We start from the raw sequence: 14,223 nt of genomic DNA on the forward strand, positions 1-14,223 counted from the left end.
AGTTAGCTAAAAACCAGCATGAATATTGAGTAAAAATTCTCAAAAATTATAGAGAATTGCAAAAGAGGCGAAGCCTCTTTGCTACCTATGGGTGTTTGTGGGTGGGTGTTTTGAGAATTTTTTAATAAAATTAATTAGCGATTGGGGTTTATTAAAAAAGTTTTCCGTCATCTATCTGGAAAGTATAATCTGAATATTTTTCAACCATTTCATCATGTGAAGCGACGATAATTGTGGCTGAAAAGTCCTGGGAATACTTTTTTAATAAATCAAAAATTATTTTCTTGTTATTTTTATCAAGGTTTCCTGTGGGTTCATCTGCTAGAACAAGTTGGGGTTTATTTATAATAGCCCTTGCAAAAGCACCTCTTTGCTGCTCACCTGTAGATAATTCTGAAGGAAGATTATTGATTTTATCTTTTAATCCAATTGATTCACAAATTTCAAGAGCATCAAAAGCTTTATTTTTGCTTAATTGTTGCGGTAGTTTAATGTTTTCCAGCAGGTTTAATTCGGGTAGCAGAAGATGAGATTGAAAGATAAACCCAATATTCTTATTTCGAAGTTCTGCTTTTTCAGTATTAGAAAGACTTTTAACGTCATGTCCTAATATGGATAGTTCTCCTGAAAAACTGTCCATTAGTCCTAATATATTAAGTAAAGTTGTTTTACCTGATCCTGAAGGGCCTAATAATCCGATAAACGAACCTTTTTGGATTTCAAAATCAAGATTTTTCAGAATTTGATAATTTTTTATAGTTTTTGATAAATTTTTTGCTTTGATAATTGTATTATTCAAGCTCAATTTTAATTTGGTCTCCTATTTTCAGGCTTAAAGTATTTTGTGCGCTTCCGCAGTTTTGAGAAATTTCAAGAGTGTCAGAGCTTCCTGCTATAGCGAGTAATTCTCCTTTAGCTGCCTCTGTATAATTCTTGTAGATATTAATATGTAATTCCTTTAAATATAATTTAGTTGAATCAGATAAAAAACTGGCTGGAATATTTGTAATGATATTTCCAAAATGATCGATATTTACTATTTGTCCGACAATTTGACTGTTAACTTTTTGAGGAGTAATTATGCTAAGCTTCTTAACCTCATTTATATTAAGATTACTTCCAAATTCTTCGAGATCATATTTATTTTGGCTTAAATAGGCCGCTACAGGAGCAAAGATATCTCTGCCATGAAAAGTTGAGCTTATTTCATCCAGAAAAAATCTGGAATTCTCTATATTTATTATTTTTTCAATATCTTCAAATATATAACCAAGAAGTCCATTATCTGGTGCAATGAAATAATATTCAGATGTTTTAACAAGCAGTCTTTTTCTATTGCTTCCAACTCCCGGATCAACTATTGATAAAAAAATTGTACCCTTGGGATAATACTTATACGATGTTTTTAAAACCCAGCTGGCTTGTAAGATATTTTGAGGTTCAACTTTATGAGTGATATCGATAATATTAGCATCAGGATTTATGCTTAATATAACTCCTTTTAAAACGCCAACATAGTTATCAAAATCCCCAAAGTCAGTTAATAATGCTATATTTTTACTCATTTTATTTACCTGTTAAATATTATATTTATAGATGCTGGTGTTCTTTAAGTATAAGTTTTTCCAGAAATTGTGATGCAGCTTTTTCAGGATTATCTGCATTAATTATAGCTCGAACTACAGCTATTCTTAACGCTCCTGCATCAAGGACTTCATCCACGTTATCAAGATTTATTCCGCCAATTGCAAACCAGGGAATATCTGTGTTTTCTGAGGCCCATTCGACATATTCAAGTCCTACTGCCTTTCGGCCTGGTTTAGTTGGTGTTGTAAATACAGGACCTACTCCAATATAATCAGCACCTGACTGGATAGCGGACTGAGCCTGTTCGGGTGAATGTGTGGAAAGACCTACGATCGCATCTTGTCCAAGTAAGTGCCTGGCAGAATCAATATCAATATCATCTTGTCCCAGATGAACTCCATCTGCTCCTATAATATGAGCTATATCAACTCTGTCATTAATTATAAAAAGAGCCTCATATAGAGAGCATAATTCCTTAACTTTTCTTCCCAGTTCAATAAATTCCTTGGCATTTGCACATTTTTCTCTTAATTGAATAATTTGAACCCCACCTTTTAATGCTGCTGCTATTGCATCAAGAAATTCGTCTTGAGAAGAAAATTGGTTCCTGTCAGTAACAAGATACAGCTTTTTATCCTGTAATTTTCTCTTTTTTAATTTTTTGGATAATTCTTCAAACATAGTTTTCTCCAGTGTATAAGAGTCATATCTTGCATTTTCAAATAATTGTATATTTAAACCTTCAGCCTGAGCAAATTCTGCCAGAACCCTTAAGGATTGCTGAAGACGTTTGAAATTTGCTTTATAAATATCCCATATATCTACTTTTTGAGTAGGATTTTTTATATCTATGCCAACATCTTCCTGTGTATTTCTGGAATTTAGTAAGTTTTTATAGTTTTCATCAATAATATTAGCAAGTTGATGCCTTAAAAATTTTAATTTTTCACTCAAAATTTTATTATCAAGATAAAATCTTGATATTTCCTCAATAGCTCTCAAAGCCTCTGTAGCTCTATTTAAATTGGCGTCAATTATCCTATTCAAGTTATATCCTTAATATTTGCTAGAAATGTAAATGCATATCACTTGTAACTTATGTATGACTGGAAAAACGGTGACTTAAAAATCTAGCTTGCCTAAATTTATATACCTAAGTGATTATATCACACTAGAACATAGAATATAGGGAGCTAGAGAGTATATAAATCAAGATAATTAAACTATTTTATTATAAATGGGGGAAATCTGGTTGAAGCGGAATTTAAGGGATATATATCGGAATATGGAGATGATCGACCTGGTACAGAAAAGCCAGCAGGATGATCATCTTGCACTTGAAGAACTTGTTAGAAGAAATGAGAGAATCGTTTATAGCACTCTCTATCACCTTGACCCTAATAGGACTGATATACCTGATCTGGCTCAGGAAGTATTATTCAGAATGGCAAGAGCAATAAAAAATCTAAGAAATCCAAATACCTTTAAATTCTGGTTAAATCAGATTATTACAAATCTTTTTTATGATGAATTACGTAGAAAGACCAGAAGACTTGCAACTATTTCAATGGATACTCCTTATTTGGAGTCAAGTGCGGAAGAATCCTCACCTACAAGAGATATAATGGACTTAGCTAAGATGCCAGAAGAAAAGACGTTAGGTAGCGAACTTGATAAAAAAATTAAAGAAGCAATTGAAAATTTACCGGAACAGTTTAGACTAGTTATCGTCTTACGAGAACTACAAGGGCTTAGTTATGAGGAAATAGCTGAGATCACCGGAACTAATATAGGAACTGTAAAATCCAGATTAGCAAGAGCCCGAGCGAAGTTGCAAGAACAGATAAAGCCCTATCTCGAAGAAGAAAGAGGTGCATAATGGAGAATAGTGTCTCTTGTGATCATGTAAAGCTATTGGTATCAGCTTATTTTGACAACGAGCTTTCTGATGAAGAAGCTGATGTGGTGGATAACCATCTAAATAAATGTCCATTATGTGCTAAAGAACTTGAAAATATAAAGAATTTATCTGGATTATTAAAAGGTTTTTCTGATAAATTTGAATATAAAGAATCTAATCTGGCTTCAACTGTAGTTGATAGAATATGCAATATAAAAACTATAGCCTGTAATGAAGTTTTAGATGAACTTTCAGCGTATTTTGACGGAGAGCTTGATCTAAAACTTCATTATTTAGTCGAAGAACATGTGAATAGCTGTGCTAGCTGCAAAACCGAGCTTAACAAGATAGAAAAACTTAGCAGTTATATAAAATCAACTTGTAATATGGATAAAGAACTCAATTTATGGCCCGATGTTGAAGCAGATCTTAATAACGTTGATACTTGTAATGAGATGTATAGTAATTTATCTGCATTTTTAGATAGAGAACTTCCAAAAAATGAGATAGTTAAAATAAGTGAGCATCTTTTAGCGTGTAAACACTGTAGAAGAGATTATGAAAATCTGAAGACAACCCAATTTGCTGTAAAAAATTACTTTATAAAGTCTGTCACAGATAAAGATGCATCTAATAAAGATATTTATAATAACACTCTTGAAAAACTGGATAAAACTCAGCATAGAAGAGAGTTATTAACTTCAATTGTCGCAATATTTATAATGGCATTGTTGGGTTGGTTCTCCATGAATACGATAGAACCAATAATTATGAAAAAAGCATATGGTCATAACCCTAAGGTAGTTAATCCTGATCGTCCTGTTTTTGTGAAATATGCAAAAGCTGAAGATTTTTTGTTTACACAGGCATTTTCCATGCCCCAAGAAGGAGTAATATCGATTTTATATGAGAATAACTAACTCTATTGTTGCATTGGTAATTGCTATTTTCTTATTTAATTCTATGTCAGCTTTGGCAGAGGCAAAAAATGGCATTGATATCAGGTGGGAATGCTTGAATTTAACGCCCAGACAAGAACAGAAATTTGCAGAATTTGATAAAGATTGGGAAAGAATTTATTCAATAGTTCGTCCAAAATTAATTAGGGATCAGGAACGTTTAAAGCTTATACTAACTAATCCTGATGTTTCAGACATACAAATAAAAGAATTGCAGAAGCAAATCTTTATAAAACAAGAACAATTACGTTATTATGCACTTGAAAATTTCTTATCTAAACGTCATTTACTAACTCCAAAGCAACGTATAATACTTCACGAGATTTTTTGTAATAACTTCAAAATTGAACAATAAGAGTCAGTAAAAATATTAGTGGTGCTCCAACGATGACTGATAACTTTAGATCATCAGCTGCAAAGGTGACACCGTCACGTTTTTAAGTCATCAATTATTCCAGCGTGTACCCAAATTAGTGCTCTTGGCACTCGATGACTTAAGTTGGGTGATATTATCACCAGAATATTTATTCGCTTAACATAATAAAATTTGTATTTTTCAAGAGGTTCAAATTCAATCAGGACTTCTTTTTTGCCATTATAAAAGGTTTTTAAGTAAGGTGTATCTTTTGAAAGATATGCCTTGTTGGATCATATACTAATTTAACTTTTGTTAAATGTTTTTCAAAAACTATCAACAAAAAAATATCACGGGTTTTAAAGCTTAAAATTAAGCCATATTGAGTTAAGTAGAGAATCTTGTCGTAAGTTAGTGGTAGGAAGTAAAAATGAATAAATTAAATTTTACGGGGCAAAAGTTAGAAAAGTATGTTAGCTTTTTAGGAAAAAGAACGGATCACAATCTGGTTAATCAACTAACCCAGGACTCAGGTTCACTATTTAAACCAAAAGAAAGACAAATATTAGAAGCTATCGATAGAATTTCAGCTGATAACTCCAATGAAAATATAGAATTTTTATTATCAGTTGCAGAAGATCTTAAATACGGGGTTAAGAAAAATTCTGCTTTAGGTAGTTTTTTAGATAGAAACTCAACTATTGCCAATAATAAAAATAAGCAAAATGTTAATTGGGAAGAAATATTAAAAACCTCAATAAAAAAAGCTCTTGATAATAATACAGCAGACAATAAATCAGCATTAGAAGATAAATTTACCAAGTTATTTCCAGAACCGGTAAAAACAGATGAAGATGCAAGCAAATTATACTGGTTATCAGCTAATCCCACTGTTCAAAAAGAGCAGGAAGCTGTAAGTTTAAGAAATAAAATATTAGACTCAAAAGAGTTTAATAAAGCACCTGTAAATATATCACAAGAAGAGGCTCAAGAATTACAAGGGCATAAAGAATCCAGTAAAAGAAATATTGATTATTTTCTTGCTTCTTCAGAGGCTTCAATTTTTGAAAAAGTTGAATGTTTAAAGCTCCTTTCACATTTAATGTCACCTGAATACAAAATAAATCCACAGCTGAAAGATAAAAAAGTTCAAATTTTATCAGAAACACTAAATGATCTTATTGTAAAAACTCCAGATGAAGATAAATTGGCAATTAAAAAAACAAATCAGAGATATCATGGAATGTGTGCGGCTATTTCTATAGTTAGAAAAGCTTTACCCCATGAACATAAATTGACTCATGTAGCAAACCTGCTTTCTGAGTTTGATGATAAGCCTACAATGGAAGTTTACGATGTTACTGATCACAAGAAAAAAATTACCGTAGAAAAGCCTAAACTTGATTTTACGGAAGCAATTCGTCAAGGATACAGGATTGCAGATGCTTCTGCGCTTAATTGGATGCATATAGCTGATTCTGCTGGTAATGGGGAATTACAAGGGCAAAAATTTATTCCGTTTGATAAAGAAAATTATGGCATGATGCAGGATAGTCATTTAGTTCTTGATATGGCTCCTGAATATAGACCTGAGCAGAATTTGTTAAGAGCAGCAATTAAAACTAAAGAAATCGTTAAAGATCTTGAAAAAGAATATAATAAAAGAGATAAGGCTGATGGTGATGATCTTGATGCCAGGCTTACTCGTACAGCTAATTTGTCTTATACGAGTGTTTTCAACACCCTTAAGGAACTATCACCACAAAGTGATGAGAGAAAAATAGCATCTTTGTCACAAAAATTGTTATATCCAAAAGAAGTTGAAGATAAAAACTTAAGAATTGATTCAAGGGAAGATGATCTTGTTAAAAAGCAAAAGCTTATATCAATAATTCATGCGGAAATTCCTGAATTACAAGAATCAAGATTAAATAGTGTAATAAACAAAATATTTAACGAGTATACAGCTTTTGAATCTGTTATTGGAGAAAGTAAAGAAAAAGCAAGAGAACATTCTCCAGAATCAAAAGCAACACATTATGAGAATTTGTTTAAACTGGCAGCATATTATCGTGTGCAAAAAGAACGAGAACTTGACATACCAGAGAAACTTGATAATTTAGCAAAAGAATTAAAGGCTCCAGCGCAAAAAGAAGTTTTGCTCAAAAAACTTGAAAATAGAGGTGACATTTTACCAAGAAAAACATTGGATAGTTTGCAAGCAAAATTTGATGAAATATTAAAGTATAGAGAACAAGAAAAACTTGCAAGAAGAGAAGGTAAAAAATTAGAAATGCCTGAACCATATACTTTCTCAGAAGGCCAAAAAGAGATTTTAAAGAAAATAGAATCAGACTATTCAAAAATCAGAAGAGAAACTGTTAGAAATTATAAAGATTTAAACCATAAATTGGCTCCACAATTAGATGAATTATATAATCGCGCAGGTAAAACTCTCGGACATTATTATGTTGGAGAGGAAGGTCGCAGTGGACTTTATACTGGACAACAAGCGCGTATTATTACACAAGCTAGCGGTACACCTCATTATGTTGAGGGAAATGTCCAAAAAAGTGCTGATCACATACAAAATGGCAAAGGTGGAAGTGTTGATAGTACTAATGTTAGCAATAAAAAATATACTGGACATGCCCAGTATCTCTATGATGTTGATTATGCAGATATTATAGACCCCAAAACAGGAAGAAAAAATAAAGAAAGAGTCTTTTATCATGACAATACCTGGGGAGAAAAAGAAAAGGATAGTTGGGATAAAGTCTGGGGTTCTAAAAACGATAAATATAGCCTATGGAAAGATCCTGCCGGAAATCTTAGAACCGATTATGGGACTAAAGGTTATGGTGGTGAGTATGGATATATATTTTCTCCTAATTACACTACAGGTGTAACGGAAAGCGACTTTATATCTGCTCTGGGAACAAATAAAGTAAAAATCCCGAATTTAAAAGGATTAGAAATCTATAAAGAAGATAAATATCCTGTATTTATGGATATGATTTTAAGAGGTGAAAATGCTGATGCTGAAGAAGAATCTAATGATCTAATGCAAGGTGTTCTTAGCAGGCAAGGTAGTAAAAATACTGTTAAAACCTTTTTTGACAGATTGAAAGATAATTATGGCAAAAAAATTCCAGAATTAGACTCAAATTTTGAAAAAGTATCAAAAATTGAGAAAGAATCTGGTGAACTTAAAACAGATATCTTAAAATTGATAAGAGGATCTGATTCTGCATATAATAAGCAATTAGAATTACCTGGAGGCATAGAATCAAGAAAAGACTTAGATAAAATTCCAAATGATCATCCGGTGAAAATTATACTTAAAAAAGCATGTATGATGGATATCATAGATCAATTTTCACCAGGAGCTTACGAATCTGTTATTAATGCCAAAACATCAGAAGAACTTGATAATATACATAATTATTTGATCGATGTTCAAAAAAATAATTTTAAAAATTTATTCAAAAATGATTCAATCAAAGCCTTGTTAGATCAAAATGTTAATTTAGTTTCTGAGTTTGAAAAAGCTCCACTTGGGAAAGCCGTAGTTAACTGGATTGATAAGAAATTTGAGCCTAAAGATGATAAGGCTTTTATGGAAGTTTACAAGAATCTTACTACGATGGATTCTAAGAAACTCGATGAGTTATTGGAAAATTCAAATGCAGAAGAGCTTGGAATTAAACTCGATGACCCTTATACCTTTGTTCAGAGAATCAGAGGCATGAATGAGGGAGCTATGGAGACTTTATCTGATATCATATTCAAGCAAACTTATTATAAAGTTCTTGATGAAATAAAACAGGATAATACTGAAAATGGTAAAGTTGATTCATCAAAACAGGCTATGTATATAATTTACAGAACTCTTTCTGTAGCACTTTCACATCTTAATAGCCTGGAAAATAAAGAGCAAATATTTAATCAATATGGTGTTAGATCTGCTATACCTGAAATTAGCGTATATTCTCAGGAAACGATAAAGCAGAATGCTGCTGCAAATCTAAAAAGTATGGGTAAAGTTATAACTGCTATATCTGAGTTAAAGCAAAATAGAGATCTGCATATAGATGATCCCTTAAAGTTTGAAGAGACAGATAAGCAAATAAAATTTCTCAAACAAGGTTTGAATGTGATGTCAAATACTTTCGTAAAAGCAAATATAATACCAAGGGATCAGGATAAAATAATTGAAATGTTAAATAAATGGACTAAAGATTTTGGCAATAATCCTGGTTCAAAAGAAACGCAGCAATCATTTATTGACACAGTCAAACAAGTAGGCAAAAGTCATCTAACAGAACATCCAAAAGAATTCCTTAATTATATGACAAAGGAATTATTGAAAATAGATCAGAATAATCTGCAAAAAGATTCATCTGATAGTGTTTTGGTTGATGCCTGGTCTAATTATATGACTGCTAGTTTAAAAGCTGCACAAAATGCAAGACTCGAATTTGAATTAATGAATAATATCGGTGAAGGAAAAATGTCTCAAATTGCTGAGCAGTTTAAAGATCCAAGTTTTGCTCTTAAAATTAGAGGGGAAAATAAATCATTAACTTCCCCTGAAGGGCTGGATTCTATCATAAATGCTCTGCGAGACTCAAATAATAAAGAAAGTACATTAAAACTCTTTGTTGAGCATACGGGATTAACGAATAACGTTGTAAATTATTTAATGCGGGATAAACCTGCAAAGTATGTGCAATCTGTAAAGGGTGGCCTGGAAGTTGTTAATCAACACGGAAAAGAACTGACCCTTATTACTAAAACATTTAAAGAATTTGTTGAATCAATACCAAAAGATCAAATTGCATCTATTAAACCAAAAGAGTTTGCTAACAATTATTTTGCAAAAATTGAGGAAATATATAAGCAAAATGGATTTGATACTAAGGAAACTTTAGCTGGGTTTAAACAGCAAGTACTTAAAAATATTGATGAAATGGGTGGAAAAGGAATAAACCTGTTTGCTAATGCCTTTAGTAAATCTGTTAATCAGGAAATTCAGGCTCATGAGCTGTTGGCTCAGTCAGTTGGAATGTTTGTTGAAGATCTTGAAGATAAAGGTTATTTCTTATCAGTATTTGACGAATTAATTCCTAATCGCTCCGATTTAAAGGTTAAAAGTAAGAATTATCAAATAGAGGTAAAAAAAGCTTTAAATGAGGTAAGCAATATTTTTAAAAAATAATCATATTTTAGCTTATTATATCTGTAATATGCTCCTATTTCTCTCTTGAAGTAGGGGCATATTAAGGAGGTAACAAAAAATACTTACGCATAAAGTGATATTGTCATTGCGAGGAGGGCTGAAAGCCCGACGTGGCAATCCAAATTATAGCATTATTTAATGGATTGCTTCGCTTCGCTCGCAATGACAGATTTGAGTTTTAAAATACGCAATAATTTTTTGTTTGTTCCTTAGTATTTTATAGCTATCAAACTTTTTTCTTATTTATCTTAAAATTGGTATAATATTTAGGGGAATAGATATTGTGTTAAACAGTTTGGAATTTTATAAAGATATTTTTGAGAATATACCGGAAGGCATATTACTTTGTAATTCAGATTTTAAGATTATCGATGCTAATAAATCAATTGAAGAGCTTATAAGCTTTAAGAAAGATGAGTTAATTGGCAAATATAGTTCTGAATTAATAGTGCTGGATAAAGTTAGCTGTCCCATTTGCACAAGCAAGAAAGATTCAACTTATATTCCTGAGCAATTTATTCATATAGCTGAAATTAAAGATAAAAATAACAATAAAATTCCAGTTAGAATTAATCATAAGACTTTTGGTAATTATTTTCTCTTTGTTATTTCTGCTTTGTCGGATATAGCCTGTTTGAATCAGGCACATATGGATTTTGTAAGTACAGTAAGTCATGAGCTAAGAACACCACTTACTAGTATAAAAGGTTTTGCTGATACGCTATTGATTGCTGGTGATAAGCTAGATGCAGAAAAGCAAAGAAGATTTATCAGTATTATTAAGAGTCAGGTTGACAGATTAACCAGACTTGTTGAGAATTTACTTACTGTATCAAGGCTTGAATCCAAGAGGGATAAGTCTATATATAAAGCAGTTAATTTTAAAGAATTTCTTGATCCTGTCTTGCAGAATATCTCTCTGAAAGCTGTAGATCATAATATTAAGGTTGAAATAACTCCTAATTTGCCTCCAATATGGGCGGATACTGATAAATTAGAGCAAATAATGACCAACTTGATTGATAATGCGATAAAATATTCTAATAAAGGAACAACTGTTAAAATTAAAGCAGGGTTTGTTCCTGATAATCCTGATTTTCTTGAGATAAAAGTTGTAGACCAGGGAGTTGGAATTCCAAAAGAGTTTTTACCTAAGATTTTTACCAAATTTTCAAGAATTGATAATCCCTTAACCAGACAAACAGAAGGTACAGGATTAGGGTTATATATTACTAAATATCTTGTTGAGAATATGGGTGGGCATATTTCTGTTGAGAATAATGAACAGCAAGGATCCACATTTATTACAAGGCTTTTTGCAGCAACTCCTGAAAAACATGCCGCACAAAAGTTCCTGGAGAAATAAGGTTATGCAAGTACAAGTAGTGTTAATAATTGATCCTAGAACAGAAATGTCGCAGAAGTATAAAAGAATACTTCAGCAAGATTGCTATATTCATGCTGTTATTTCTCATAATCTCCAAGAAGCGTTTGATAATATCGAGGAACTGGAACCCGATCTTATTATTGTTGCAGATAATTTTGAGGAAAATATAAACGATTTATGTGCGCAAATCAGGAAGAAAAGCAGTCTTTATAGACCTGTTTTGGTGGTTTTATCTAAGTCGAGTTATCTTGACGACAAATTAAACGCATTGAAATCCGGGGCTGATGATTATATGAGTGAGCCCATTGATTCAGCAGAATTTTCAGCAAGGATTTTTGCTCATTTAAGACGTCATGTGGAAGAATTATCCAACCTTATTACAGGCTTGCCTCTAGCTAATGTAACTTACAAAGTTATAAACAGAACTATAAAGTCAGGGGCTAAATGGGCTTTAATGTATCTTGATATAGATGATTTAAAACCATATACCGATATTTACGGTTATATTGCAACTGATAAAGTTCTTAAAACATATACTGCCATACTTAAGTCTTCTCTAGATAAAGGTGATTTTCTGGGACATATCAGAGAAGACAGCTTTATTATCCTGACTGATCCTCTTAAAGCTGATAAAATAGCTGCATTTTTGAATTTTGCATTTGACTCGGTATCACCAAGATTTTATAACGTTGAAGATGCAAAAAGGGGTTATTTAATTTTGGATGGTGATGAGAAAGCAGGAATAAGAGTATCTCTTGTTGCAACCAGTATAGGCATTATTTCTAATCAGCATAGGGCATTTAACAATTATCAGGAAGCATTGACTGCCGTTATAAATATGCATAAACTTGCTAAAGCTCAATCAGGCTCTTCCTGGATAAGTGACAGACCTAAAATTTGTGGTGAAGGAAGTGTTGATAAGGTTGAAGAGATTAAGAGAAAAATACTTATTTTTGAATCAGATGCAGCCCTTGCTTATTTATTGACAACAACTCTTGAAATGCAGGGATATATTGCAGAAGCAACAAGTTGTGCCAATGAAGTAGTTGCTGTTGTTGAGAAAAATAAACCAGACTTGATATTACTGGATACTGGAGATAAAGATCCAGAAATGGGATTAGAAATTTGTAGACAAATTAAAGCTAATAATAAGTTTCCAAATCTTAAAATTATTGTTTCTACAATTATTCATGACAAAGAAAGAGTCCTTGACGCAGGCGCAGACTTATACTTACCAAAACCTTACGAGCTTATGGTTTTATTTGGCTGGGTTAATAGATTTTTAAAGATTGATTAATCTTTTGGTTGTAAAACGGGTCTTTCTCTAAGATAAAGAGAAAAAGCTGCCAGTAAACTAACACCTGATAAAATAGCTATACTCCATGTTTTTATCAGTGCAGGATTAACACCAGGCAGAGAACGTAATGTAAAGTACGATGCAGCATAAATTAACACAGTTGTAAGCCAGAATGCCATAGGAAAAAGAGTATCATCATTTAACTCAACGAATTTTTCCCACTCCGTATATTCAGGAGACTCCTCTGGCTCCCGTGTTTTCAAGAAATTCCCAATACGTTTCACGCAAAAATCTTCACTTACAATATAAATGTCAAATGCTAAAGCAATAAGTGGGGTCAGGAATAAAAGAATGATAGAACCATACGTGTATGCACTGAGTGTAAATAAGGAACCAGCGCCAAAAAGACCTACAATATATGCCATTTTTCTTATACAACACTCACGCCGCTTTTGCTGGGTGTCAACAATTTCCTCTCTTAAAAAAGTGAAATCCTTTTTACTTTGATCATTCTTTTCAACCATATTTACTTGGTCTCCTTTGGCTCCTGAGTTTGATAAGGACAATTAGGACAAGGTTTGTATGCCCTTTCTTGTTTTGTCATTTGATGCATTGGGCCATAAGGACCATACATTGGGGCTCTTATTGCTGAAATAGTTGCTACTAACATAAGTAATGCTGATAGTCCTATAATAATCCATCCAAATACTGAACCTAATATTTTGAACCATCTTATTTCTTGCTTAAGAGCAAACATCAAAACAAAAAATCCAATCGCTAAGCCAAAAGCAATATGCAACAAAATAAATGTAAGCACGGCAGGTACGAACATAGTTTTCTCCTCCATATATTATATTTTGAATTAATATATGGAAAGGCTGATAAATTCAATTGGACGGCAGAATTAACTAATTTAACAGAATATTTAGCGAAAAATTGTATTTTTATCATTCTGAACAAAGTGAAGAATCTCAGAGATCCTTCGCTACCACTCAGGATGACACGCACCGTCATTCTTAGAAGCTGTCTTGTTAAAGTTGAATCGCCTTGCCAAGCAAGCCGCTTGCAACTTTAAGTCCAAAAGACGAGCCTGTAATTATATCATAGCCTGATTTTTATATTTTTAGTCAGACAGGCTCTTAGTAGCTAAACCACACTTTTAAGTAAATAAGTATGCAAGAAAAAGTTTTTACCTAAAAAACAGTAGAATGTCATCCCGAATTTATTTCGGGATCTATCCTGTATGCAAATAAAAGCTATAAGCGTTAACTATATAGATGCCGGAACACGTCCGGCATGACATCAGTAAGTATTTTTTCTTTCCTCCTTATATATTAGCTAAACATATTAAATAAGCCCAATAATCGATCTATGATCGATTATTTATGTATTATAAACAACTGTAACGATATATACTCTTTATTGATTTTTTATATCATTAGAGTTTTTTATATATATGTGAGGCCTAGATAGCAAGTAATAAAAAAGGAGAAATA

The 14,223-nt window shown here is 32.2% G+C and carries 11 protein-coding genes; 6 read left to right on the forward strand and 5 right to left on the reverse strand.

Translation table 11 applies throughout. From position 1 onward, the window contains the following. Nucleotides 1-151: 151 nt before the first annotated feature. The 3 genes from A2255_06645 to A2255_06655 are packed head-to-tail and all read right to left on the reverse strand — an operon-like array spanning nucleotide 152 to nucleotide 2,634. Nucleotides 152-799, reverse strand: a complete 648-nt coding sequence (locus tag A2255_06645; protein OGI21109.1) for a hypothetical protein — start codon at nucleotides 797-799, stop codon at nucleotides 152-154. Beyond that, nucleotides 792-1,565: a hypothetical protein gene (locus A2255_06650; protein ID OGI21110.1), complete on the reverse strand. Its 774-nt coding sequence runs from the start codon at nucleotides 1,563-1,565 to the stop codon at nucleotides 792-794. Before A2255_06650 ends, A2255_06645 begins: the two co-directional genes overlap by 8 nt. Before the next feature lie 25 nt (nucleotides 1,566-1,590). Further along, nucleotides 1,591-2,634: a thiamine-phosphate diphosphorylase gene (locus A2255_06655; GenBank protein OGI21111.1), complete on the reverse strand. Its 1,044-nt coding sequence runs from the start codon at nucleotides 2,632-2,634 to the stop codon at nucleotides 1,591-1,593. Between the two features lie 190 nt (nucleotides 2,635-2,824). Between A2255_06655 and A2255_06660 the strand changes: the two genes are divergently transcribed. The 6 genes from A2255_06660 (at nucleotide 2,825) to A2255_06685 (ending at nucleotide 12,727) form a co-directional block, all read left to right on the forward strand. Then, nucleotides 2,825-3,466: a hypothetical protein gene (locus A2255_06660; GenBank protein ID OGI21112.1), complete on the forward strand. Its 642-nt coding sequence runs from the start codon at nucleotides 2,825-2,827 to the stop codon at nucleotides 3,464-3,466. Beyond that, the gene (locus A2255_06665; GenBank protein ID OGI21113.1) at nucleotides 3,466-4,407 is read left to right on the forward strand and encodes a hypothetical protein; all 942 of its coding nucleotides are present in this window, start codon (nucleotides 3,466-3,468) and stop codon (nucleotides 4,405-4,407) included. Before A2255_06660 ends, A2255_06665 begins: the two co-directional genes overlap by 1 nt. Then, nucleotides 4,394-4,801, forward strand: a complete 408-nt coding sequence (locus tag A2255_06670) for a hypothetical protein (GenBank protein ID OGI21114.1) — start codon at nucleotides 4,394-4,396, stop codon at nucleotides 4,799-4,801. Before A2255_06665 ends, A2255_06670 begins: the two co-directional genes overlap by 14 nt. Before the next feature lie 430 nt (nucleotides 4,802-5,231). Further along, on the forward strand, nucleotides 5,232-10,022 hold the full coding sequence (locus tag A2255_06675; GenBank protein ID OGI21115.1) for a hypothetical protein: 4,791 nt from the start codon (nucleotides 5,232-5,234) through the stop codon (nucleotides 10,020-10,022). Between the two features lie 304 nt (nucleotides 10,023-10,326). Then, the gene (locus A2255_06680; GenBank protein ID OGI21116.1) at nucleotides 10,327-11,409 is read left to right on the forward strand and encodes a hypothetical protein; all 1,083 of its coding nucleotides are present in this window, start codon (nucleotides 10,327-10,329) and stop codon (nucleotides 11,407-11,409) included. A 4-nt stretch (nucleotides 11,410-11,413) separates the two neighbouring features. Then, complete coding sequence (locus A2255_06685) at nucleotides 11,414-12,727, forward strand: hypothetical protein (protein OGI21117.1); 1,314 nt, start codon at nucleotides 11,414-11,416, stop codon at nucleotides 12,725-12,727. Here the strand turns inward: A2255_06685 and A2255_06690 are convergent. Both A2255_06690 and A2255_06695 read right to left on the reverse strand, forming a co-directional pair. Further along, on the reverse strand, nucleotides 12,724-13,251 hold the full coding sequence (locus A2255_06690; GenBank protein ID OGI21118.1) for a hypothetical protein: 528 nt from the start codon (nucleotides 13,249-13,251) through the stop codon (nucleotides 12,724-12,726). The genes A2255_06685 and A2255_06690 overlap by 4 nt on opposite strands. Before the next feature lie 2 nt (nucleotides 13,252-13,253). Then, complete coding sequence (locus A2255_06695; protein ID OGI21119.1) at nucleotides 13,254-13,559, reverse strand: hypothetical protein; 306 nt, start codon at nucleotides 13,557-13,559, stop codon at nucleotides 13,254-13,256. Nucleotides 13,560-14,223 lie beyond the last annotated feature (664 nt).

Source organism: Candidatus Melainabacteria bacterium RIFOXYA2_FULL_32_9 (genome assembly GCA_001784615.1).
Lineage (GTDB): Bacteria > Cyanobacteriota > Vampirovibrionia > Gastranaerophilales > UBA9579 > UBA9579.